Source organism: Pseudomonas sp. SWRI99 (assembly GCF_014270125.1).
In the GTDB taxonomy this organism is placed as follows: domain Bacteria; phylum Pseudomonadota; class Gammaproteobacteria; order Pseudomonadales; family Pseudomonadaceae; genus Aquipseudomonas; species Aquipseudomonas hamedanensis.
The window spans coordinates 23,975-48,428 of the sequence record NZ_JABWQR010000036.1; the positions used below are offsets into that span (position 1 = coordinate 23,975).

The 24,454-nt window shown below is 62.9% G+C and carries 19 protein-coding genes; 6 read left to right on the top strand and 13 right to left on the bottom strand.

The window, feature by feature from the left end:
• Positions 1–26 precede the first annotated feature (26 nt).
• The 5 genes from HU743_RS23940 to panB are packed head-to-tail and all read left to right on the top strand — an operon-like array spanning position 27 to position 6,116.
• A complete protein-coding gene (locus HU743_RS23940) occupies positions 27–1,265 on the top strand; it encodes an ATP-grasp domain-containing protein (RefSeq protein WP_186651597.1) in 1,239 nt (412 codons plus the stop codon).
• On the top strand, positions 1,262–2,758 hold the full coding sequence (locus HU743_RS23945) for a hypothetical protein (RefSeq protein ID WP_186651599.1): 1,497 nt from the start codon (positions 1,262–1,264) through the stop codon (positions 2,756–2,758). The genes HU743_RS23940 and HU743_RS23945 overlap by 4 nt, the downstream gene beginning before the upstream one ends.
• A 2-nt stretch (positions 2,759–2,760) precedes the next feature.
• On the top strand, positions 2,761–4,020 hold the full coding sequence (locus HU743_RS23950) for a methylaspartate mutase (protein ID WP_186651601.1): 1,260 nt from the start codon (positions 2,761–2,763) through the stop codon (positions 4,018–4,020).
• A complete protein-coding gene (locus HU743_RS23955) occupies positions 4,001–5,254 on the top strand; it encodes an ATP-grasp domain-containing protein (protein ID WP_186651603.1) in 1,254 nt (417 codons plus the stop codon). Before HU743_RS23950 ends, HU743_RS23955 begins: the two co-directional genes overlap by 20 nt.
• 43 nt (positions 5,255–5,297) lie before the next feature.
• Positions 5,298–6,116, top strand: coding sequence for a 3-methyl-2-oxobutanoate hydroxymethyltransferase (gene panB, locus HU743_RS23960; RefSeq protein ID WP_186651605.1), 819 nt, complete (start codon positions 5,298–5,300; stop codon positions 6,114–6,116).
• On the opposite strand, the gene HU743_RS23965 is transcribed toward panB, so the two are convergent.
• Positions 6,101–7,522, bottom strand: coding sequence for a PLP-dependent aminotransferase family protein (locus HU743_RS23965; RefSeq protein ID WP_186548647.1), 1,422 nt, complete (start codon positions 7,520–7,522; stop codon positions 6,101–6,103). The two genes, panB and HU743_RS23965, sit on opposite strands and share 16 nt — an antisense overlap.
• Positions 7,523–7,964: 442 nt before the next feature.
• Positions 7,965–8,525 carry a YbhB/YbcL family Raf kinase inhibitor-like protein gene (locus HU743_RS23970; protein WP_186548649.1) on the bottom strand — a complete coding sequence of 187 codons (561 nt, stop codon included), beginning with the start codon at positions 8,523–8,525 and terminating at the stop codon, positions 7,965–7,967.
• Between the two features lie 142 nt (positions 8,526–8,667).
• On the opposite strand from HU743_RS23970, the gene HU743_RS23975 reads away from it, so the two are divergent.
• The gene (locus HU743_RS23975; RefSeq protein ID WP_186651607.1) at positions 8,668–10,191 is read left to right on the top strand and encodes an apoptosis inducing factor family protein; all 1,524 of its coding nucleotides are present in this window, start codon (positions 8,668–8,670) and stop codon (positions 10,189–10,191) included.
• Positions 10,192–10,225: 34 nt separating this feature from the next.
• Here HU743_RS23975 and pgaD read toward each other — a convergent pair whose 3' ends face one another.
• From pgaD to HU743_RS24030, 11 genes are all read right to left on the bottom strand, one after another.
• The gene (pgaD, locus tag HU743_RS23980; protein WP_186651609.1) at positions 10,226–10,759 is read right to left on the bottom strand and encodes a poly-beta-1,6-N-acetyl-D-glucosamine biosynthesis protein PgaD; all 534 of its coding nucleotides are present in this window, start codon (positions 10,757–10,759) and stop codon (positions 10,226–10,228) included.
• The gene (gene pgaC / locus HU743_RS23985; RefSeq protein ID WP_186651611.1) at positions 10,756–12,111 is read right to left on the bottom strand and encodes a poly-beta-1,6-N-acetyl-D-glucosamine synthase; all 1,356 of its coding nucleotides are present in this window, start codon (positions 12,109–12,111) and stop codon (positions 10,756–10,758) included. Before pgaC ends, pgaD begins: the two co-directional genes overlap by 4 nt.
• A gap of 1 nt (position 12,112) precedes the next feature.
• The gene (pgaB, locus tag HU743_RS23990; protein ID WP_186651613.1) at positions 12,113–14,110 is read right to left on the bottom strand and encodes a poly-beta-1,6-N-acetyl-D-glucosamine N-deacetylase PgaB; all 1,998 of its coding nucleotides are present in this window, start codon (positions 14,108–14,110) and stop codon (positions 12,113–12,115) included.
• A gap of 12 nt (positions 14,111–14,122) precedes the next feature.
• The gene (gene pgaA, locus HU743_RS23995; RefSeq protein ID WP_186651615.1) at positions 14,123–16,603 is read right to left on the bottom strand and encodes a poly-beta-1,6 N-acetyl-D-glucosamine export porin PgaA; all 2,481 of its coding nucleotides are present in this window, start codon (positions 16,601–16,603) and stop codon (positions 14,123–14,125) included.
• A 259-nt stretch (positions 16,604–16,862) separates the two neighbouring features.
• A complete protein-coding gene (locus HU743_RS24000; RefSeq protein ID WP_186632211.1) occupies positions 16,863–18,368 on the bottom strand; it encodes a YdgA family protein in 1,506 nt (501 codons plus the stop codon).
• Between the two features lie 293 nt (positions 18,369–18,661).
• Positions 18,662–19,297 (bottom strand): NADH:ubiquinone oxidoreductase subunit N, encoded by a 636-nt coding sequence (locus HU743_RS24005; RefSeq protein WP_186548665.1) that lies wholly within the window; start codon positions 19,295–19,297, stop codon positions 18,662–18,664.
• A gap of 93 nt (positions 19,298–19,390) precedes the next feature.
• Positions 19,391–20,833, bottom strand: a complete 1,443-nt coding sequence (locus HU743_RS24010) for a TolC family protein (RefSeq protein ID WP_186651617.1) — start codon at positions 20,831–20,833, stop codon at positions 19,391–19,393.
• Positions 20,830–21,717, bottom strand: coding sequence for an HlyD family secretion protein (locus HU743_RS24015; RefSeq protein WP_186651619.1), 888 nt, complete (start codon positions 21,715–21,717; stop codon positions 20,830–20,832). Before HU743_RS24015 ends, HU743_RS24010 begins: the two co-directional genes overlap by 4 nt.
• The gene (locus HU743_RS24020) at positions 21,714–21,923 is read right to left on the bottom strand and encodes a DUF1656 domain-containing protein (RefSeq protein ID WP_027611129.1); all 210 of its coding nucleotides are present in this window, start codon (positions 21,921–21,923) and stop codon (positions 21,714–21,716) included. The genes HU743_RS24015 and HU743_RS24020 overlap by 4 nt, the downstream gene beginning before the upstream one ends.
• Positions 21,920–23,983 carry an FUSC family protein gene (locus tag HU743_RS24025; protein WP_186651621.1) on the bottom strand — a complete coding sequence of 688 codons (2,064 nt, stop codon included), beginning with the start codon at positions 23,981–23,983 and terminating at the stop codon, positions 21,920–21,922. Before HU743_RS24025 ends, HU743_RS24020 begins: the two co-directional genes overlap by 4 nt.
• A complete protein-coding gene (locus HU743_RS24030) occupies positions 23,980–24,408 on the bottom strand; it encodes a MarR family transcriptional regulator (protein WP_186548673.1) in 429 nt (142 codons plus the stop codon). The genes HU743_RS24025 and HU743_RS24030 overlap by 4 nt, the downstream gene beginning before the upstream one ends.
• Between the last annotated feature and the right edge of the window lie 46 nt (positions 24,409–24,454).

Sequence of the window (24,454 nt, forward strand, 5' to 3'; positions counted from 1 at the left end):
ACTTCGCCCATTCAAGGATCACTACGATGCACATCGTTATCGTCAACCGCTGGCCGCGTTTTCATGATGAGCGCCGCTGGGACAATGAACTGACTCGCTACGAGGCGTTCTTCGATCATCAACAGCACCGCATCAGTTACGTGGTCGATGCGCCCGGCGCCCAGGGCGTGCTCGCCCCGGCGCAGCAGATTGCCCATCAGGTGCAGGTCGAGGACGTCAATCAATACGAGCAATTGCTGGGAGCGGTCCAAGAGGTCATCGCGCGTGTCGGGCCGGTCGACCAGTTGATCGCGCTGTCCGAGTTCACCCTGGAAATTGCCGCGCGGGTACGCCAGGCCCTGAATATCCCGGGAGACGGGCCGGATGAAGTGGCGGTCTACCGCGACAAGGCGCGCATGAAGGAAATCCTTCAGGCTCAGGGTCTGCCGGTGCCGGCGTTTGCCCGCTGCCAATCGGTCGAGCAGGCCCTGCACTTTGCCGACGACATCGGGTTTCCGCTGATCATCAAACCGGTCGATGGTGCCGCGAGCATGGGCGTGGAAAAAGTCGAGAACGAAGCCGACCTGCGCCGTCTGCTCGCCACCCTCGACCTCAGCCGTTATGAGATCGAAGCCTTCATGCACGGCCAGACCTACCACATCGACGGCTTCGCCGATGTCGACGGCAGCGTGCCGTTTCAAGTGGTGTCGCGCTACATCAACAGTTGTCTGGATTTCGCCAAGGCCCAGCCTTTGGGCTCGGTCATCGTTCAGGCGTCGCCCCTGCGCAAACGCATCGAAGCGTTCAGCCAACAGATCCTGCGCGCCTTGAACCTGCGCTGTACCGCGTTCCACCTGGAGATTTTCGTCGAGCCGGACGAGTCACTGGTGTTCCTCGAAATCGGCGCGCGGGTTGGCGGCAGTGAAGTGCCGCACCTGATCAACAAGGTATTCGGGGTCAATCTTTACGAACACTGGCTGCGCCGCCTCGCAGGCGAAAAGGTGCCCGTGCCCGCCATCGACGACGATCCGAGTGGCGGCTGGCTGGTCATTCCCAAACCCGCACAGCTGCCTTGCCGCGTGGTGAAGGCGCAATCACTGCGCGAAGCATTGCCCAACCTGTGGCGCGAGCTGTTGCCCCAACCGGGAGAAATCCTCGAGGCCGGCGGCAGTTACGACGCCCTGCACAGTGGCCGCTTCATTTTTGTCGGCGGCAGCGAAGTCGCGACTGAGCGCGATATCCGCCACACCACCCAGACGTACCAATTCCAGGCTGAAGCGCTATGAACGCCATTCAATTGCAAGCCAGTCACGACGAACCGTTGCTGGGCGAACTCAATCGTTATCTGAAGGCCGACGAACGCCGCGCCGTCGCCACGATCGGCGAGCGCCTGATCGCCGCGGCAGGTGGCCTCGACCGGCTGACCGACTACAAACTGATGGTCGCCTACGGCGGTGGCAAGGACAGCTCCTACACCGTGGCCATGCTGCGCGCCACGCAGTTGCATCTGTCGGTGTTGCACGGTCGCACCTTTCAGCTGCGCATCGCCAACATGCGCCACGCCGGCGTACCGGATGCGGTGATGGCCAACATTGATCGGGTCTACCGCGCCTTGCACCTGTTCGACGATTCGCGAGTGGAAATGCTGGTGGTCGATCATCAGCAAATCCGCCCGTTCGAACGCCACCTGCCGTTCCCTGATGATGTGCAGGCGATGAACCGTTTTGACGTGTTGATGAACGGCCACCGTACCGCTGGCGACGGTCGGCCGACGTTCTGTAATAGCTGCAACCTGGCCGTGGCCGATTTTTATGGACGCGCGGCGTGGTGGCAGGGCGGGGTCGACGCGGTCGTCACCGGCGACTCGCGCAAGGAACAGAAACACTACTTCACCTGGATCATGCGTCTGGCGCAGCGCCTGGGCCTGAACGTCGACGAGTGTCGCCGCCAGGGTTTTCGCGGACTGCTGCAAGCGCTCGATGGCGTGGCCCAGAGCTATTTCATCGAGCTGTTCGGCGAAGGCTTCGACCAGCAGCGCGAGGAGCGTCGCGTCGCCTGCGGCGATGAGCATGCCGACCCGGCGTTCGTCAGTATTTACGATCTGGTCAGCTACAAAGTCGAGGATCACTGGGAGCTGATCACCGAGTTTCTCGATTTCCGCTTCGAGGAGCTGGCGTTCAGTTTCACCGAATCGGACTGCGCCAACCCAATGCTGATGGCGCACTTTCGCGGGCTTAAAGCCGAGTACGTACAAGGCCGCCGCTACAACCAGGGGATTGCCGAATACCTCGAACTGGCGCAGGCGCTGATGCGCAAAAAAGAAATGCCCCAGCGCCTGATCGATCTGGCCATGGCTGCGTATGCCGACGAACAGGGCATGCAAGCCCGTCGCACACTTGCCGCGCGCTTTGCCGAGCAGGCCTTCGGACTGGATGAGGCGCAACTGGTCTGCATGCAGTTTGCCCCGTTCGTCGACCGCGGCCGCGAGCTGTCGAGTTTTCTAGGACTTTGCCACCCGCAGCAGTTGGGCAACATCGACCTGCTGCACCAGATCCTCGCCGGCGAACACAACGAACCGGGCCTCGGCCAGTGGCTGAGCCAGGTCAGCGGTCTGCCGTTGCCGGCGTTGCGCAGCTTGTATGCGCACCAACGGATCGACTTCGACAGCGATGCCACGCTGATCGCCCGGGTCCGTGCCGGCGATCCGCATAAGGGCCGCATCAGTCGCTACGACCCGGCCACCGGTGAAACCGTGGTCGAACTGGTCTCGGGGCGCTAGGCATGACCACGTCTTGCGGCGGCTATTTTGAGCAGTTCATCGAGCGTGCCCGCGCCCGCGGCGAACTGGTGGTGCAACCGCGCATGGGCTTTGGCACCCTTCAGCAGATGCGCGCCGGGCTGGCCAGTGTCGCCGACCTGCCCTGCGCGGCCATCGGCACCATCACCCTGGACAGCTACACCCGCGTCGGCGATTACCAGAGCGCCTTGCAGTGTCTCAACAGTGCTGCGCCGATGAACGGTTTTCCGATCATCAGCCACCCGATTGAAGCGGTGCGCAGCATGCTCGCCGGGCTGTACGGTGCGCAGTTTCCGATCCAGATCCGCCACGGCACGGCCAAACCGCAAAACGTATTCCAGCGCCTCGCAGCCCTGGGGCTGGACGCTACGGAAGGCGGCCCGGTGTCGTATTGCATGCCTTACAGCCGCTTGCCGCTGGCCGAGGCGGTCAGCGCCTGGGCCGACAGCTGCCGGTTACTGGCCGACGCGACCGAGCATGCGCACATCGAGAGTTTCGGTGGCTGCCTGCTAGGGCAGCTGTGCCCGCCGTCGCTGCTGGTCGCCATGACCCTGCTCGAAGCGCTGTTCTTCCGCCAGCACGGGATTCGCAGTGTTTCGCTCAGCTACGCCCAGGGCACTTCGCTGGAGCAGGACTTCGGCGCGTTGCAGGCATTACGCGAGTTGGCCGCCGACTATCTGGACGGTGCCCACTGGCATGTCGTGGTGTATTCCTACATGGGCGTCTTTCCGACCACACAGCACGGCGCCCGCCGTTTGATTGGCGACAGCGCGCGCCTGACTCAGGCCGCCGGTTGCGAACGGCTGATCGTCAAGACCGTCGCCGAATCGCGGCAAATCCCCAGTGTCGACGACAACCTCGATGCCTTGCGCATGGCGGCCGAAGCGGCGGCCGGGGAACTGCCGGCGATGGACGCGGGCGGCGCTGGCTATTACGAGCAAACCCTCTTCGAAGCGCGACGACTGGTGGAAACCGTGCTGGACCTGCATGCCGACATTGGTCTGGCGCTGATTCAGGCATTCGCTCGCGGCTTGCTCGACATCCCTTATTGCCTGCATCCGGACAACCCCGGACGCGCCACCACCCGCATCGACGACCGCGGTGCGCTGCGCTGGGGCAATACCGGCGGCCTGCCGTTGCCGCGTGGCAGCGGCGGGTCGCTGAACGGCCCCGGCGTCAGTTCCAGCGAACTGTTTCAGATGTTGCATTACACGGTGAATCGTTATGACCAACCCTTGCATTGATTCCAGCCTCGCGCCGTTCATTCTGGTCGACGCGTATTCCACGGGTGCCCTGTTGGCCCGTGCATTGGCCGGCGAGCGGCGCTTGCTGCATGTACGCTCCCGCGCGCAGATGCCGGCGGCGTTTGCCGCAAGTTGCCCGACGGAGCTGTTCGTCGCCGATTACAGCGTCGCCGACGAAGGCCTGGAAGCGCTGATTGCCAAGCTCGCCGCGCACCAGCCGGCGGCGGTGTTGACTGGCAGTGAATTTGGCGTCGAGCTGGCCGATTTGCTCGCCGCCCGCCTCGGCCTGCCCGGCAATGACCCGGCAACATCGGCGGCCCGCCGCGACAAATCGCTGATGGCCGAGCAGGTCGCTCAGGCCGGACTGCCGGTGGCGGCGCAATTGCGCACCCGCTCGATGGCCGAGGCGCTCGCCTGGTTCAAGGCGCGTGGCGGCGCCAGCGTCGTCGCCAAGCCGCTGGACAGTGCTGGCTCCGACAACGTGTTCATCTGCCACGACGCGCTGGAGTTGCAGGTTGCGGTCGAAACGATTCTCGGGTCGACCAACCTGATGATGCTCGACAACCAGGCGCTGCTGCTACAGGAATACCTGAGCGGCGACGAGTACGTGATCAACAGCGTCAGTCATGAGGGCGAGCACTGGATTACGGACGTATGGAAAAGCTCGAAAACCTTCGCTGCTGATGGTCGCAAGATCTATGACTGCGAGGACCTGCTGCCAGCCGACGCCCCGCAATTGCCACAGCTGATCGAGTACGTGCAGGGCGTACTCGACGCACTGGGCATCGTCCATGGCCCGGCGCACACCGAGTTGATTCTGACCGCCGACGGCCCGCGTCTGCTGGAAACCGGCGCGCGGCTTTCCGGGCTGGCCTGCCCGCCTGCCCTGCAAGCGGCGACTGGAAACGATCAGGTCGCGCTGACCTGTCTGAGCTATCTGGCGCCTGCGCGTCTGGGCCAATGGTCCAAGCGCTATCGGCTGCTGCAACACGCCAGGTGCCTGAACCTGATCGCCCATCGCTCGGGTCTGTTCGCGCAGGGCCAGGCACGCCAACGCCTGGAAACCCTGGCGAGTTTTCATAACGTCAGATTCCGCCGCGCCGAGGGGGCAGCGATTACGCCCACCATTGACCTGAACAGTTCACCCGGTGCGGTGTTTCTGTTGCACCCGCTGTCCGCGCGTATCGAGGCCGATCACGCCGCGTGGCGAGGCTGGGAACGCGACTGGTTGTAACCACAGACAACCCCGCCAACGGGGCTTGAAAAGGAAAGAGAGCATGAGCCTGCATACCCGAACCAAACGACTGAGCGTGCCGCAATTGGTCGCCATGAAGGGACAACAGAAAATCGTCTCCCTGACCGCATACACCAGCCATATGGCGAAGTTGATGGACCCGATCGTCGACTTCATCCTGGTTGGCGATTCCACCGCCATGGTCGGTTACGGCCGCACGTCGACCCTGGACATGAGCCTGGATGAAATCATTGCGCACACCCGCGCGGTGGTCAGCAGTACGCGCCTGGCGTGTGTGATTGCCGACATGCCCTTCGGCAGTTATCAGGAGTCGCCGCAACAGGCCTACCGTAACTGTGCGCAGGTGCTGGCACGGACCGGCTGCGACGCGATCAAGCTTGAAGGCGGCGCCGTGCTGGCCGAAACCGTGGAGTTTCTGGTCAAGCGCGGCATACCGGTGATGGCGCATATCGGCCTGATGCCGCAATACGTTCACACCATGGGCGGTTTCAAGGCACAGGGCATGAACGAAACGGCGGCGCAGGCGATTGAAGCCGATGCGCGCGCGCACCTTGCCGCCGGCGCTTTCAGCCTGCTGCTCGAAGGCGTTGCCGAAGGTGTCGCGCGGCGGGTGACCGAGCTGTCGCCAATGCCGACCATCGGCATTGGCGCCTCGCCGTCATGCGACGGCCAGGTGCTGGTGACCGAGGACATGCTGGGCCTGGGCGGGGAGCACGTGCCACGTTTCGTCAAACAGTACGCCGATGTCGGCGCCCTGATCACTCAGGCCTGCGACGCCTTTGCGACGCAGGTGCGCGAGGGCACGTTCCCCGAGGCCCGACACTGCTATGGCGTCGACTGAGCGGCGGACACGGCGCTCTCATCGTGAATCGCCTGAGTCAGCATCTTCAACGCGTGGGCAATGTCCTTGCTCCAGTCGAGGGTGTAGCTCAGGCGCAGGTGATGCTGCCATGCGCCCTGCTGACTGAATATCTCGCCGGGCGCAATCACGATGCGTTTGGCCAACAGACGCTCGAACACCCGGCGCATGTTCACTGGCCGCGTCGCTTCGACCCAGAATGCGGCGCCGCCCAGCGGGGCGACGATGCGCAACTGGCCGTCGGTGTGTTCGTGCAGCATTTCCTGCATACGCTGCATGCGGCCGACCAACAGACTGCGCAACATTTGCGTGTGCTGATCGATCCGGCGCGTGGTGTACAAGCGCGCGATCGCCTTTTGCCGGATCGGCGACAAGCGGAACGCCCGCTCAAGAAACAGCCGATGCAGTTCGGGCCCCTGGAACCGGCTCAACACATAGCCGTAGGGGGCTTCCGAACCGATAATCTTGTCGAAGGTGGAAAACACCACCAGACGCTCGGGGTCGGCAAAATCACGGTAGCGCGTCGCTCCCGGCGCGAAACAGAACTCGCCGTAGCTGTCGTTTTCAAACAGCCAGATGCGCCGTTCCGCCAGCCAGCGGCAGATCAGTTTCTTGTCCTCGCCCGGCATCAGGCTGCCATGGGGAATATTCACCGTCGACGACAGCACCGCCACGCTGATCGGCTCGCGCTGCAACAACAGCTGCAGTTGCGGCAAGTCAAAGCGCCCATCGTCGCCCAACGGCAGTTCAATGACGCGGATCCGCGCGGCCTGCAACTGGCGCAGAATCGCCCAGGAACACGGCGACTCCACCAGCGCCACGGTGCCGGTCAGTTGCAGCGCTTCGAGGGATAACTCCAGCACGCTGCGCAGGTCCGAGCCGATGTACACGTGCTCGGCGCGCCAGTAGCAGCGCGTCGAGCGGGTGTAGCGATCCGCCAGAACGCTGCGCAACTCGGTCTCGCCAAAGGGCTGATAAAGCGGCGCGTGGGAACGCGGGTACTGGCGCGTCAATTCGCGCTCGGTCATCAGCAGCGGGTTTTCCAGCGACAGCAGCATCGCCGGTGCATCGCTGCTCAGCGCCAGCATGCCGGGCTGCCGGGCACTGGCGAAAACGCTGTCGAGCAGGTTCGGCGAGCCCTCGCTGACCAGCGCCGAAGGCATGGCCCGGGTGTAATAACCGAGCTTGGGGCGCGCATAGATCCGCCCCTGATCCTCGAGCAGGGAATAGGCATATTTGGTCGTGGAGACTGACACGTTCAAACGCTGCGCCAATTGCCGCAGCGACGGCAGTTTCTGCTCGCCTTCGGGATGGGCGGCTTCGATCAGTTCGACGAGATAGCGATAAACAGCCTGGTAGGCAAATGTCGAATCTTTACTTGGGTTCATGCTCAATCGCTTCAAATCCTGGTGCGTTAGGTACTGCGCTCGCCCGTCGAGGTCAAAACCTCGAGGCCAGCGCTTGCACTCGGCCATCCATGCCAACGCTCGGGCATCGTACCGATACCGTCGGGCAAAAGCGTCATCAGCAATGGGCGTTTTCAGTCGTCACGCCACGTGCCGGGAGTGGTCGGCACGGCGTTCTCCATGAACATGCGTCGCTAGCCTGGCACCCGATATCTTCAGCAGGCCGGGTGACAAATTCCAGCGTTCAGGGTTGAACCGTTGCAAAGGGTAGCGCACATCGCCATCGGCGCGATGCGGTGGCGACCGTGGCCGCACCCGGGAAGGCACCAGGCGCGTGTCGACGCACCTGGCGAGTGCTCGCGGTCATCGAGCAAATGCAATCTCACCGCGTGGGCCACAGGCTGCACGCGGTGTGGTCAGCCGATCAGCGGTGATAACGCCGCACCGCACTGCTGTTGCGCAGCACATGGCCTTTGATCTTTTCCATCAGCTCGGCGCGGGTCAACCCGGCCGGCAAGGCGTCGGGGGCCAGATCCAGCGCGTAGATCTGAATGATGTAATGGTGCGCGCTGTCGCCCACCGGCGGGCACGGCCCCATGTAATGGGTGTTGCCCTTGCTATTGGTGCCGCCGACACCTTCCAGGCTGGATTTTGCACCGACACCGGCCGCGATCTGGCGCGTGCCGGCTTTGATGCCGTAGTGAATCCAGTGATCGACGCCCAGGCCTTTCTGGCCGTCCGGGTCGTGCATGACGATCGCGTAACTCTGGGTGCCGGCAGGGCCTGCGTTCCAGCTCAGCGCCGGCGACTGGTTCTTGCCGCCGCAACCGGGCGCATCGCTGGCCGCCGCCGAGGTGAACAGGCGGTTATCGGACACGCCCGGGATGCTGAGGGTGAAACGCTCCTGGGCCTGCGCCGGGAACTGCACGCAAAGGGCGACGGCAACGGCCGCCAGCCAAGGGTTGAGAGAGGTCAATCGGGTCATTTCCGGGAGCACCTTTGTGCAGTGGGGCCGTCGTCGGCCTGCAAACTATAGCGGTACCGTTCGTGCCGTGGCAGTGGCAAATGGCTGAACCTCGCGCAGCCACGCAAACTCACAAGAGAAATTGCCTGCGAGGAAGCCAACGATGTCCCTGCACCGTGTCGCCCGTTTCACCGATGTCCCGCAAGACCGTGGCCTGCAAGTCGAAATCGGCGACTGCAAGATCGTTCTGTTGCGTGCCAACGGCCAGTTGCGTGCGTTTCAAGGCCTCTGTCCCCATGCCGGGGCCCCGCTGGCGGAAGGCGCGCTGTGTCATGGAAGGCTGATCTGCCCTTGGCACAAAGCCGCATTCCGCGCCGAGGACGGCGGCCTGTGCGAGCCGCCGTCGCTCGACAGCCTCAAGCGTTATCCTTTGGAGCTGCGCGGCGATGACGTCTGGGTCGATGACCAGCCCCTGCCCGATCCACACACCCCGCCGGCTGACGATCCGCGCACCTTCGTGGTGGTCGGCGCGGGAGCGGCAGGCACCGCGTGCGCCGCGGCCCTGCGGGAGAAAGGTTTTGGCGGGCGCATCGTGTTGATCGACGGCGAAGCGGATCCCGGCTACGACCGCACGGCACTGAGCAAATTCGTTCTCGCCGGGCAGATGTCGCCGAAAGACGTCCCGCACCTGCGCGAAGAGGCGTTCTATCAAGCGCAGCGCATCGAACGGCTGCAAGGCGAAGTCAGCGCACTCGACGCGCAAGACAAAATCCTTAAGCTCAACAACGGCGGCACCCTGCCTTACGACGCCGCCGTGCTCGCCACCGGCGGCGCGCCCAATGCGCTGCAACTGCCCGGTGCCGGGCTGGCCAACGTCTTCGTTCTGCGCTCCAAGGCCCACGCCGAACAGCTCATGAGTGCCGCTAAGCCGGGCCAACGTGCAGTGATCATCGGCGACAGTTTCATCGCCCTCGAATGTGCGTCGGCACTGCGCCAGCACGGCCTCGACGTCACGGTGCTGGCGCGGCATGCAACGCCTTTCGCCGCGCAATTTGGCGAAGCGGTGGGTCAAGCGATTCGCACATTGCACGAAGAGCACGGCGTGAAGTTCATCATCGGCCATGAAACCACGCAAATCCTCGGCGAGGACAAGGTCGAGGCGGTGTTGCTGGACAACGGGCTGCGGCTTGCCGCGGATCTGGTGCTGGCCGGTATCGGCGTTCATCCGGCCACCGAGGCATTCGCGTCGTTGCCCAAAGAAGACGACCAGTCGTTGCGCGTCGACGATGGCATGCGCGTATGCGAAGGGCTGTGGGCCGTCGGCGATATCGCCACGTTCCCCTTGGGTGGTCAGCCAACACGCATCGAGCACTGGCGCCTGGCCCAGCAACACGCGCGCATCGCAGCTGCCAACATGCTCGGCGGCGAGGAACATTATCTGGATGTGCCGTTTTTCTGGACGAACCACTTCGGCAAGAACTACGACTATCTCGGACATGCCGAAGAATGGAACGAGGTCGAGTTCAGCGGCGAGCCGCAGAAACCGCCGTTCATTGGCCTGTTCGTGAACAACGGCCTCGTCGTCGCGGCGGTGGCATGTGACAAGCAACGCGCGATGGCGCTGCTGGCCGAGCGGATGAAGCAACCTTTGCGGATGAAAGAGGCCTGGACGCTGATTCAGGCCTGAAATTGATTCCTACAGGGCGCCGCTGTCGTATCAATCAGGCCAGCGGATTCAGCGGCTCGCGATTGTCGTCTTTCTCGGCATGCACAAAGATCACCCGCGGATGCTGTAGCGGCGCCAGGGGCGGCGGCAATTGCTCCGGCTGCACCGGCCAGAAATGCGTTTCCACGTGACTGATGTCACCGTCCTGATCGTTGTGAATGGTCATCACCCCCGGCGTGCGCAGCTTCTGGAAACGCTCGTCGCACAGTTTGAAGCTTTTGCTCAACCCTTGGTCGTCAATCACTGGCGATGGCAAACGGCGCTGGGCGAAGCTGCGGCTTTTTCGTTGTTGATAACGCGCCCAGCCGATCAGAATCACCGCGTTGACCAGCGCCACCCAGAGATAGACCTGCAAGGTTCCCAGCGCTTCGAACGCCGAGTTGTCGATACGCGGCCCGCCGGCGTGGGTTTCGATCAGCGGCCAGAGCCCGCGCACCAGCAAGAACAACAAGCCAATCCATGCCAGCAGGGTGAGGATGACATCGATCACCACCAGAAATGGCCGCTGACGAGTCCGGATAATTTTCATTTGATGACCTCTTCCTGGTCGTCGCCAATCGGTTTGATACCCCGGTCAGGGCTGACCCAGCGCGCACGTTTCTGATGTTGGCCGAACAGAACCTTTGGAAAGCTGACCAAGGTGGTCAGCAGACTGACAAGCCAGAACACCAGCGGATACCAGACCACCCAGAACATGGTCTTGCCCAGGCCCGGCTCATAACGACGGTCGATGACGATGCTCACCGCGAACTGCACCAGGCAGACAAACGCCAGCAGCAAACCGGTAAACGCCGGCGGCATCAGATGATCCACGGCAATGGCGTCCGGCATCACCACGAACTTGCCCACGGCCCAGAAAATCATCGACAGCAAAAAGGTGAACGCCCAACCGGTCGAGAGGCAATATTCGAACAGCAAGGGCCACAGGTAACGGTGCCGGTACTGCCAGATGCCGCGAATGTTCTTGAACAGCACCTCGGCGCCGCCCTGGGCCCAGCGCAGACGCTGCTTCCACAGCCCGCCCAGTGTCTCGGGCATCAGAATCCAGCACAGCGCGCGCGGTTCGTAGAAGATGCTCCAGTGATCCAGTTGCAGCTTCCAGCTGATGTCGATGTCTTCGGTAATCATGTCCGGGCTCCAGTAGCCCACGCGGTTCAGCGCGGTACGCCGAAACGCGACGATCACTCCCGACACGGTGAAGATCCGCCCAAACACCCGTTGCGTGCGCTTGATCAGGCCGATGATCGATGAGAACTCGCCGACCTGCACCCGCCCGACAAGCGTCGAACGTGTGCGGATTCGCGGGTTGCCGGTCACCGCGCCAAGACGGGCATTATCCAGCATCGGCGCGACCAGATAAGCCGCAGTATTGGGCGCCAGCAATGCGTCGCCATCGATGCACACCAGATATTCACTGCGTGCAGCAATCGCGCCCATGCGCAGGGCGACAGCCTTGCCCTGGTTTTCCGCCAGGTGCAGCACTCGCAGACGCGGGTCCTCCTTGGCCAGGGCGTCGAGCACTTCGGCCGTGTTGTCCCTGGAGCCGTCATTGATCGCGATAACTTCGATGTTCGGGTAATGCTGGGCCAGCGCCGCATGAATGGTGTCGGCGGCGTTGTCGCCTTCGTTGTAGCAAGGGATCAGGATCGAGATCAGCGGCTCGCCTTCCAGTGGCGGCGGCAAAGTGTCGTCCTTCCAGGGCCAGTGACGCTCCCAGTGCAGCCAGAAATACAGGCCACCGGCAATCCACAGCCCGGACATGAACAACGGATAGAAGAACACGAAGTCCATCAGGAACTGCCCGGTGAGCAGGAAGATCAGCCCCAGTGGCACACCGAGGACAATCGCCAGAACAAGCAGGGCCAGCAGTCTATCCAGCATGTTATGGATTCCATTTATTGGAGAGCGCAGGCCTGACGGTTTTCAGGTCCGGCAGGTTGTCGAGGAAGTTGTCCGGGTAGTAACCGAAACTGGTCGCGCCCAGACGTTTCAGACGCCCCATCCAGTCCGCCAACTGCGCGCCATCGATGTCGGCCTGATCCTTCTGCGTCCAGTCCCGTGCCTGCAATTCGAACACCGTGCGGTTGAGCGCACCCGGACGTTGCTTGACGGTTTCCACCAGTTTTTCCAGCCATGGGCCGGACTGTTCCCGGGTCTGTTTTTCCATCAGCGGCATGGCCATCGGCGCCGTCCAGTCGTAGGTGGCGAGGAAGTCATCGAGGTTCTGCGCGAACCACGCTTCGCTGTCGGGATTGAGCATCGGCTCGGCAAACAGGTTGCGCGCGGTCAGCACTTGCGGGCCGCGAATCGCGCGAACCCTGGCGGTGAGTTCGTTGGTGAAGTCGATCAGGTAACGGCTCTTGAAGCGCGTCCAGCGTTGCATCGCCGCCGGATCGTCACGCAGCGCAGCAATCGAGCCCGGCAATCCCTGAGCAGCGTAGGCCTTCAGGGCGTCAGGGCTGGCGTCTTCGAAATCCGAGAGCAGCGCATCGTCGTGGTAGAGGATGCCGTCGACCGAGGCCAGGCGCGCCACGTCCTCGTAGATTTCCCCGACGATTCGCCGTACCTCGGGATTGAACGGCGACAGGCGTTTGTACTGGCTCGGATCCACTGACGTGACGCCGGTTTGCGGATCCCAGCGGGTCACGCGTGGCAGCTTCGAATCCAGCTCGAAACTGAGCACCGGCATCCACGCATAAACCTTCACATGCGCACGGGTGCGCAGTTGCCAGGCGACGCGGTCGAACAGATCCGCACGCACCGGCAAGTGGCGGTTGGGGAAGTACAACGAGTGCACCAGGCCGTCGCCCTTGGGATCGGCGAAGGCTTGCAGAAATACCGTGTTGGCGCCCATGTCAGCCATGCGCTGCACCAGTTTGCCGAGGTTGATGTCCTGCTGCGCCGGGTCCGGGTCGTAGACGTTGTCGAGGTCGACATGCACCACGCGCATGGCCGATTCGGCCTGCACCGAGACGATGCTGTTGGCGAAATGCTCGCCGTCGGGGTCGGAGGCAACGAGGAAGCGCGGAGCGCTCATCAGGTTGTCGAGGGCATCGAGACCATCATCCAGTGTCAGGGCCATTTCATAGCCCTGCTCGCCCACCACGGCCAGCGACGTGCCGTCTGCCGCACCGTATGGCCAGACCCAGACTCGCGGTCGTTTCCCGGTGGCCTTGCGGATTTTCTCCGAGATGTTGTTGACGTCGGTGCGAATCCGCGCCTGGAAGTCGGCTTCGGATTCATAGCGTTTGCTGACCGGATCGTAGCGTCGGGTCGCAGCGGCGGGCTGCAGGTTGCCCTGCGGGTTGGCGAGAATGCCTTTGTGGTTGGCATCGGTGTGCGCGGCGATTTCCACCAGCCCGGATTGGGAAATCTCGCGCACCTGCTCCCAGGTCAGAAAGTCGGAACGCGCACGCGGTGTGCCGGCAAAATCCACCGGCTGGTTGAGCGGCGTGTCGACCCAACTGCCGACTGGGGCCAGCAACGCATGCCAGTTGTAGGCGCGTAGCACCGGCAATACGCGGGTGTAGAAGCTTGCATAACCGTCGTCGAAACTGAGCAGAACCGCTTTCGCCGGCAGCTGTGGACCGCCCTTGCGCGCCGCCATGATCTGATCGACCGTGACCGGCTGGTGGCCATTCTCGCGCAGCCAGGCGAGCTGCTCGATCAGGCGCTCGGTGCGCACCGCCACCACCGCCTGATCGGGGTCGCGGTCTTCGACATCGTGATAGGCGATGCCCAGCACATGGTTTTTCGGCCACGGTTTTTCACTGGCCGGCACGGTCCGCTCGGCGGGCGGCACGAAGGCCGGGGCTTGCTGGGCGCAGGCGCTGATCAGCAGCGCTCCCAGCAAAAGGATGAAACGCGAAATCAGAGGCATCTTCAAACTCTTCTAGAAGCGGAAAGTCAGGTCGACGAGCAGACGCAGATCGGTTTCCCGGTCACCGTCATAAGGGCGGTTGATCACGCTGAACAGGCCGCCCACCTCGAACACATCGTTCCAGGCATACCGTTGCCCATAGCCGAGCAGCGCCATGCCACCGGTACCGTGCTCACGCTGGCTGTACGTGCCCGCGCCGGCCTGGAATTGCTGGCTCCAGGCGGTTTCGTAGCGGTGATAGAGCACGTGATTGACGTTGACCAGCGGCATCACGCTGAAGTCGGATTTCGGGTTGAAGTACGGCACGTCGTCGGATTTGGAGTTGTGGCTGGTGCCGACTTCCAGACCGGCGTCGACCTGCAGGTTCGGCGCGCTGTAGACGCCCTCGCGACCGGTGAGCAAAGCTTCGACGCGGTTGTTGCCGTCACTGAAGTGCGACGGGCTCACCGACAGGCGCCATTCGCGACGCTCGTTGGCGCGCCAGCGCAGAAACGCACTGCCGCCATTGGCCTTGATGTCACTGTTGAGCGCGCGCAAGGGCGTCTCGGCGGACAAGTATTCGAGGCTGCCGCCGTACTGCCAGTGGTCGTTGATGTCGCGGGCAATCGCCAGGCGTGCGCCCTGTTTGTCGCCAAAGCCGTAATCGTGATTCGACACTTCAGCTTCGAGGGTCATGTCACGGCTGCGCCGCTCCAGGCCGACCCGTTGGAAGCGGTGGTGGCCGGTGCCTTCGGCGAAATCCCCGGTGGCATAACCGGCGCCGGCAAACACGCGCCAGTCTTCATTGATTGGCGGACTGTAAAGCGTGCTCTGAATGCCGAAATCACGGCTGCCGCTGACGGCACCGGCATCGGTGCTGCCACCGCCGTTGGCCTTGCCGCCGTAGGCTTCGACGCGCAACTCAGCCATGTCATGGACTTGCCGTTCGCGGGCCAGACGCTGGACCTGACGGTTGTCCGGATAACGTGCGACCACGTCGTCGACCAGCGCATCGTTCTGCCGCCATTCCTGCAGTTCCATCGCCGTGCGCGCCTGAGCGACTTCCAGACCCGCATCGCGGGGGGCCAGGCTCTCGGTTTCCTTGAGCTGGTTTTCCGCGCGGCGCGGCCATTGCCGGGCCAGGTACAGGTCTGCCTGGGCCAGACGCAACCCGAGGTTGCCCGGGGCCTGATTGACCAGGGTCTGCAAGCGCTCCTCGCCGTGGGGCAGGTCGGCACTGTAGGTGCCGGCCTGCGCCGCCAGTTGCTGGGCGTCCATCCATTCATCGTTGGGGTTGCCGATCGGCAAACCTTTGAGCTCGACGCGCGGGCGCTGGGCTTTCGCCGCGTCTTCAGCGACCTTGCGCGCCTCGTCGGCGCGGTCGCTTTCGAGCAACGCGTAATACAGTGCCGTGGTGTCGACGAGCCGATCGCCTGCATCCGCGTCCGCGGCCGACAGCACCTGACGGTAGAGATCGGTGGCGGTGTCCGGCTGGCGCTGATCGAGGTAGGACGCCGCCACCCAACGCAAGGCATAGGTCGGAATCGCCACGCCTTCGGCTTGCAATTTCTGGTACTCGGCGATGACATCGGCGGTCCGCGCCCGAGCCTTGAGCGCGCCCATGCGGTCGATGCGCCAGCGGGTCACGTCGTCATGGGCCGTGGCATCGGGTGCCCAGGTCGCGAGCAATTTGTCGTAATCGGCCAGCGCGCGGTCGGCGACCACGTAGCGTTCTTTTTCGCTGCGCGTGGCCAGCTCGGCGAGGCGCACACGCTCGGCCGCCAGATCGCCTTCGAGACGGCGCAGGGTCACCGCATCGATCAGCCCCGGCCGCTGCCGGGCCAGACGCAGCGCCGGTTCCGGCAGACGGGCCTTTTGCAGGGCAACCACGTATTCGCGGGCCACTTCCGGTTTGTTGCCGGCGCGGATAAACGCCTGATCGAATTCGAACAGCGCGTCGTACTGTTTGCCGGCGCGACCGAGGGCATAGCCCAGGGCGAGGCGGCGGGGAGGGTCATCAGGTTTCGCCGCCACCAGCGCCTTGGCCCGCGTCACGGCTTCGTCGGGTTTGCCGGCGTCGGCCTGAGTCAGCGCCAGACCCAGTTGCAGGTCGGCGTTGTCCGGCTCCCGTGCCAGGGCCTTGTTGTAAACCTCAGTGGCCTGATCCCAACGCTTGAGATTGCGATAGGCGCGGGCGGTGGCGGTCAGTGCCTGCACCGGCAAGACGCGGTCGCGGCCCTGGGTTTCATAGACCTTGATGACTTCGGCGTCGAACCCCGCCCAACTGGCGATTTGCAGGTGATCGCTGATCTGACCGTCGCTCGCCTGCCCCGGCGGCACCTGGCGCAATACCGTCAGCGCCGGCGTGTAATGCCCGGCGCGGGCATCGCGGACCATTTCGTCGTAGGGCGTGTCGGCCAGCGCCAGCAGCGGCCAGAGCAACTGGCTGCACAGGGCGACTCGGAACAAAGGGCGCAAACCACGATGTAATACAGGCACATCAATACGCGGCATTCGTCAGCATCCTTACATGGCCAGCCGGGTCACAATGCCCTCCTTGCCCATTCGTAACGGCGGCCGCGATGTGCAATCCACGGCCAGGCTTTAAAGCCGGGCAATCTTGCACGCAAGCGTAGTCGAAAATTCACAACACAATAATTGTTCAGAATCCTGCGGGCGGTTCAGCGAGGTCAGCGAAAACCGCGGTGGCGGACAGCAAAACGCCCGGCGCCTGTCAAACAGGGGCCGGGCGTCTTGAGGACACGCGGTGGGGTTACTGCACTTGGGTGACGCCAGCGAACTTGCTCATCAGGAAGCTGACAAACTGCTCCACGGTCATCTTCTGGCCGTTGAATTCAACCTGATTCGCCGCGTAGTGCAGCTTGGTCACGACGTTGGTGCCGTCGGCGACGGCCAATTGCGAACCGACCGCCATGCCAGCGAACATATCGGCCGCTTCCTTGGACTGGTCGACGATGGCTTTGGCGTCAGTCTGGCCATCGAGTTGTGCCTGCACGCTGAGCAGATCGACCAGCATCGGCTTCGACACCTGGACGTTGAGGTCAAGCAGTGCGATCAGTTGCTTGCCTAGCTGATCCGGCGGCAGATCCATCGATTGCGGTTTGGTCAGGTCAATCACCAGATTGGCGCGGCTCTCGCCGTTGGCGGTGTTGAACGACAGGTTCTCCAGCGCAAACTGCGGCCCGGCGGCCAGCAGCTTCTGCAAATCGGCTTTGACTTGGGCGTTCTCGGCTTCGGTCAGATTCAGCTCCGGCGCCGGCAGGCCTGCTGCTTCGGCCTCGGCCGCAGCTTTTTCGTACGGCTGCAGTTTGGTCTGGTAGATCTGCATCAGCGACATCGTCGAGGCGATGTCGAGGTTTTTCAGGCTCATGGCCATGGCGGCCGAACCGATTTTCTTGTCGTTGAGCGTCACTTCGCCGATTTTGTAGTCGGCACGGCCGGCGGCGTTGCTGCCGCTTTCTTCGGTGCGGTTCTTCATTTCGAAATTCTTCACCCCAAGCACCGATTGCTTGGCGCCGAACGTGGTTTTGCTGCTGGTCACTTCCAGGGTGTTTTCGCCGGTGTAGTAGCCGAAGCTGCTCTTGGCCAGGTTGCTGGCCAGGGTCAGGCCATTGAGTTCGAGCTGGACCGGCGTCTGGTCTTCGGCCACGGTCACCAGCTTCAGGTTGTCCATGTAGCCGTCAGCCTTGACCTTTTGCGCCTGAGCGCTGGCGGCGATGTCCATGGTCAGGCCAGAAAATTTCAGGCTCGACTGCTCATCCAGTGCGGTTTCGAACGGCAGCAGGTTGAGGGTGCTGGTGGTCGATTCGTCGTAGCCGATGTTGGTCACACCCTTGAGCGGCGCGGCGCCCTTGGTCGCGGCGAACCATTTTTCGGTGGTCGGGCTCTTTTCCAGTTCGTAGTTGCTGGTGGCCATGACCGGTAGCCATTTCAACGAGATCAGGCGCGAGAAGGGCAGCGGGCCGTGCTCGATGCGGTCGGTAAACAGCAGTTCGACCGGCGCGTCGCCGAACATCTCGCCTTCGCCCTTCAGGCGATAGTGCGCGGTGCTGGTGAACGTGTGGCGGTCCAGCGACACCAGCTCCAGCGAGGCACTGCCGTTGGAGCCGGCCATGGCGCTCTGCAGTTCCTTGTTGGCGTTGCCGACGGCGTTGTTCAGCACCCCTTCGATCTTGGTCCCGGTGTACCAGGCCCCGCCTGCGCTGATCGCGCCGATGGCAACAACAATTCCGAGAAGCACGCCTGCTGATTTATTCATGAATGACCTGATCGATTTCCGTGGCTGTGAATGGGGTCGTCTTCCTTGAACCCGGGATCGGGTCGCGGCTCGACTGTGCGCAATTGAGCGGTGGAGATTAGCACCGGGCGCGGGAGACGGCCCAATGATTAAAGGTTAAAGAGTGTCTATGGGAGGAATTGACAGCTGACAGGGTTTAAGAGTTTCAGTGTTTGGAAAGGCGCTATCGCGAGCAGGCTCACTCCTACAATTTGGAATGCATTCCCCTGTAGGAGTGAGCCTGCTCGCGATAGCGCCGGTGAATTCACAACACATCAGGAATACTGAACCTCGATTTCATCGAGCTGATGATCAAAGCTCTTGAGCCGCGCCGTCCAGGTGTACACCAGCACTTCAAAATCGCGGTCGATCACCGCCCCGCCCGCACCGTCAGCCCGCACATCGCAAAAATCCAGCTGATAGCGCTCGCGGGCCATGGCCGTGGCGACGTCGGACAGTTCACGGGCATTGTTCAGCCAGTGCCAACCCTCGTCGGCAATCTGCTTGTCGAGTTCCAGACACTGTTTTTTCAGCGCTTCGAGGCTTTTTTCCAAGGGCGTTCCGGTCAGTTCGCCCATGACTTCGGCGAAGGTGCGCCCCGGTTGCCAGTAGCTGCCCCAGAAATACCGGTCGAACACCGTTTCGACCCGGCGCAGGGCGACCTTGGTGTCCCAGATCAGCACCAGCATTTTGCCCTGCTCCAACTGGCGCTTCTTGACCCGCTGAACCTGGACCGATGCCCATGCCACCACCACGATTGCCATGACCGCGATCAGCGCCACGGCGCTGTCGAGAAAAATCATCGCCTTGTCGATCTGGTGGGCCAGCATGATGCCGTAGAAATAAGTGGCCGACAGCAGCACGAGCGCCGTCAGGACACACCAGAAGCCGAGCGCGTAAGGGTTCTTCATCGTTGGTTTCCCCTAGACCAGCACGAGCAATGAGCATGCAGGGAGCGCTTTGCACGGGGCGCCCCTTCAATACCTCAAAGCATAGCAACGGCCTCAGGGATTGCTGGCGTCAGAAGCGTGCGTTCGTCCGCTTTCCCAGCCACCGCCCAGGGCGAGGAACAAATCGATCTGGCTCATCGCGACCTGGGTGTTGGCCGCGGCCAGCTGCGCGGTGACATCGGTGTAGGTGCGCGTGGCTTGCAGGTCGGCGAGGAACGACTCGCGGCCGGCCTGGAAGAAGCGGTGGGTCTGCTCGGCGGCGAGCTTCGCCGACTGCTCAGCCTCGGCCAGCGCATCGCGACGTTGCAGCAGTGCGCTGTACTGGGCCAGACCGGTCTGGGTCTCGCGGATGGCGTTGAGCACCACGCCGTCAAAATGCGCCAGTGCGCCTTGAGTGTTGGCCTCGGCTTCACGAATGCGCGCGCGGGCGCCGTTGGTCGGGACTTTCCAGCTCAGCGACGGACCGAAGCCCCAGCGGTTGGTCGACGGATCGCCGAGATCATCAATGATGCCGACCGTGCCGATCGTCGCGCCAATGCTGATGTCCGGGTACAGCTCGCCGGTGGCGATACCGATGCCGGCGGTCGCCGCCGCAAGACGCCGTTCGGCCTGACGAATATCCGGGCGACGCTTGAGCAGCGCTGCGCCGTCACCGACGGGCACGAGCTGAGCGATTTTCGGCAGTTCGGCGCAGGTGGCCGTGCCCGTCGGCAATTGCTCGACCGGCTTGGCCAGCAACATCGACAGACGGAACAGCCCGGCCTGACGCGCCGCTTCATAGCGTGGCAGATCGGCGCGCAGGGATTTGAATTGGGTCTGCGAACGGGTGACCTGGGTTTCATCGCCACGCCCGGCGTCACGCAAACGCTGGATCAACGTGGTGCTCTGCGATTGCAGGTCGAGAGAATGCTCGGCGATTTCCCGCTCTTCGTTGGCCGCGCAGACCTGGGTGTAAGCACGAACCACGTCCGCCACCAAAGTGATGCGCGCGGTATCGGCGGCGGCCTGGGTCGCATCGGCATTGGCTTTTGCCGCTTCGATGCCGCGCTGCAAAGTGCCCCACAGGTCGAACTGATACGAAGCGCTGATGCCGATATCGGCAATGTTGGCCACCGGGACTTTTTCCGGCAACAGGAACGCCTGACCGGATTCCTGCAAGCGCTGGGCGCCCATCTTCACCCCGCCGCTCCAGCCGCCAGCCGCTTCGGCTTCATCCACCTGAGCGCGTGCCCGCGACAGGTTGGCCGCGGCCACACGCAGGTCGGTGTTGGACGCCATGGCCTGCTGCACCAACTGATCAAGGCGCGGATCTTTATACAGCCGCCACCAGTCCGCCGGCACTGGCGCCGAGACCACCGGTTTGCCGGCGACCGCCAGTTCACCCTGAATATCCTTGCGCTGCACCGCCGCGTCGGCGGGCACCTGATAATCCGGGCCAACCATCTGACACGCCGAGAGCATCACGCCCAAACCGGCGACCAAAAGCGCCCTGCTCATGGCCGGGGCTCCTGCGGCTGATCGTCGATGATCGACACGGTGGCGGTGCGTCCCGCAATCATGCGGAAATCTGCCGGCACATCATCGAACGCAATGCGCACCGGAATCCGCTGCGCCAGGCGCACCCAGCTGAACGCCGGGTTGACGTTGGGCAGCAGGTTGCTGCCGCTGGTGCGGTCGCGGTCCTCGATGCCGGCGACGATGCTCTCGACATGCCCGCGCAGTTTTGCCCGGTCGCCGATCACGCGGATATCCACCGATTGCCCGACGTGAATACCGTCGAGTTTGGTCTCTTCGAAATAGCCGTCGATGTGGAACGAATTGCTGTCGACCACCGATAACACCGGACGTCCGACGGTGACGAATTCCTGCGGACGCGGCGCGCGGTCGTTGACGTAACCGTCGACCGGGCTGCGGATCACCGAGCGATCGAGGTTGAGCTGTGCACTGTCCACCGCCACCAGCGCTTCGGCCAGCGCCGATTGCGCACGGGCCACGCGCGACTGGCTTTCTTCCAGTTGCTCCGCTGGCACCAGGTTGCCCAGGCCGCGGTTACGCTTGGCTTCACGCTGCGCCTGGGCGAGGGTTTCTTCGCGGTCGGCAACGGCGGCCCTGGCTTGACGCAACGCCAGTTTGAAGCGGTCCTGGTCGATGCTGAACAACACCTGACCACGCTTGATCAACTGGTTGTCCTTCACCTCGACCTGCTGGATCAACCCGGACACGTCCGGCGCAATCTGGATGACGTCGGCGCGAATATGGCCGTCGCGGGTCCACGGCGCGAACATGTAATACATCACCATGCGCCAGACAAGGACAACGGCAAACGCCACGATCAGCAAGGTCAGAACCACGCGACCGATGGTCAAAAACGGTTTTTTCATGTCATCAGGTATCGACTGAGTGAGTCCACGCCGTACAGCAGCACGGCATAGAGCGCCACGTTGAACAATGCCCGGTGCCAGACCAGACGGTAAAAGTGCAGACGTGTGAGCACGCCATGCACCAGCAGAAACAACACATAGGTGATGCCCATCAGCACCAGCAGGGTCGGCAGGAAGATGCCGCTGATATCCAGATCACCGATCATAGGGGCGCTCCATCGGGCAGCGGTTCTTCGGGCTCGGCGCTGGAGACGAATTCGACGCCGGGCAGCAAGGCCAGACGCAAACCGCTCAAGGCGTGCAACAGGTGCAGACGGGTTTCGTCATCGCCCTGGCCATTCAGCGCACGGCGGGCACGGTCCAGAGTCATCAGCAGACCGCTCGGCGCCGGCAGGCGTTCGCCGGATTTGAGGCAGGCGCGGAAATACTCGCCGACCTCGGCCACCACTTGCTGTAGTAGTGCCTTCGGCACGCCAGTGACGCGCGGGGTGTAGGCGAGCAGGTCGAGCATATTCAGGCCGACGCGCACTTCGCGCATCGCAATGCCAGTGTCCTGGCCGGTCAGGGCCAGACGTGGCAGGTGCTGCATCAGCCGATCAAGCAATTGCACGCCCAGTTGCCGATGTTCGGCGAGATTGGCCGGCTCGGTCATGCTGACGATGTCTTTCCAGCTGAAACGGGTCAGGCGCTTGGCCGCCAGTTCAGCCCCGAACGGCCGCGCCACCAGCGTCCAGATAAAGGCGAACAACAGCCCCAGCGGCCCGGCGAGGTTGGAGTTGGCGAAGGCAAAAAAGTCCGCGTCGTACGCCCCCTGAATGCTGATAAATGACGAGGTGTTAACCAGCGTCAGCAGCATGCCGAGGTAGAAACGCGGCTGCACCGTCAGCGTGCCGATGCAAATGAACGGCACGGAAAACGCCAGCACCAGCATCGGGAAATCATGCAGGTTGGGCAGAATCAAAAACAGATAAAGGCTGGCGAACAGCACCGACATGCCGGTCCAGAAAAAGAACCGGTAAATCTGCGGTGCCGGGTCGTCCATCGAGGCGAAGAAACTGCACGCCACCGCCGCCAGAATCACCGCGCTGCCGCCATCCGGCCAGCCGAGCAGGATCCACAAAACCGAAGCGACGATGATAGCCAGAATGGTCGAGGCCGCCGAGTACAGCATCAGCCCGCGATCGATGAACGGCGTCAAACGGCCGAGGCGCCAGTGCCGATACACCGCGCGCCAGCTGTCCTGGCGCTCGCACAGAATCGCATCCTGCAAGCTGCGGCAGTCCTGCCACAAGTCGATGAACTCACCGAGGCGGTAAATGGCGTTGGAGAACAACAGTTGCTTGCGATCCTCCAGCGCTGCGGCGTTCGGTTGCAGCGCCTCGAGCTGATCCCTGAGCGCTTTCCAGCGCTCCAGATTGGCATCGGCATGGCTCAGCCATTCCCGGGTCGCGGCGAGCAATGGCTGGAACTTTTCCACCAGTTCCGGTGTGCGACGTTCGAGGGCGTACAGCGAATCCTCGAGCGCATCGATCACCGGCAACAGGTGAATCATCCGCCCGCGCAGTTCCTTGGTGTTGCGCACGGTTTGCGGCCGCGCGCCTTCGTGGGGCAACTGGCCGATCATCAGTTCGAGGCTGTTGAAATTGGCGACCATGGCCATGCGCAGCGCGGTGACTTCTTCCGGCTGCACGTCGCGGCTGAGAAACTTCAGGCTGTAGCTCGTCGCATCGGCGAACCACTTGCTCACCGCATCGTTGAACACCGGCGCCAGGCGCCGCGGCCAGAACATCGCGCCGACCACGGCGGCAACAGCGATGCCAAGGAAAATCTCTTCGGTGCGCGCCTCGGCCACGTCCCACACCGCCAGCGGATTATCGACCACCGGCAGGGCAATCAGCGGCAACGTGTAACCGGCCAGCATCAGCGCGTAGCTGTTGGCGGTGCGCAGGTGCAGGGACATGAACAACAAGATGCCGGTCCACAAGGCGATGACCACCACCAGCACATACGGGCTCTGCACAAACATCGGCACGAACAGCACCGCTGCCGCAGCACCCAGAAAAGTACCCGCCGCGCGGTAGAGTGCTTTGGAGCTGGTCGGGCCGAGAAACGGGCTGGAGACGATGTACACCGTGGCCATCGCCCAATACGGACGCGGCATTTGCATGAGCAGGGCGATGTACAGCGCAATCATCGACGCTGCAAAAGTACGGACCCCGTAAAACCAGTCACGGGCCGGCGGCATGCCAGTGAAAAAACCGTTCACGAATTGACCACCACCGGCGAACTCGCCGCCTCAAAAGCCCTGAGTACCCGAAGCGTAGCCTCCAGATCACTGCGCTCGATGCCTTCCAGCACTTCATGGCGCAAGCGCACCAGTTCCGCCTCCACCGCCTGCACCAGCTCGCGGCCGGTATCGGTCAGGCTCAGGCACTTGGCGCGACGATCCTGGGCATCTTCAGTGCGACGGACGTAACCGGCCTGGCACAGCTGATCAAGCAGACGCACCAGCGACGGACTCTCCATCCCAGCCGCTTGCGCCACCTGCACCTGACGCACGCCCTCGCCCAAGCGCCCGATCATCAACAATGGAACGGCGCAGGCTTCGGAAATTCCATAATTGACCAGCGTGGTCTGGCAGATCTTCCGCCAATGCCGGGCGGCCACCACCATGGCACTGCTGATGTTCATCTGGAGACTGTCGAGGGGATCGGACACGGGATAACGGACACTGTTA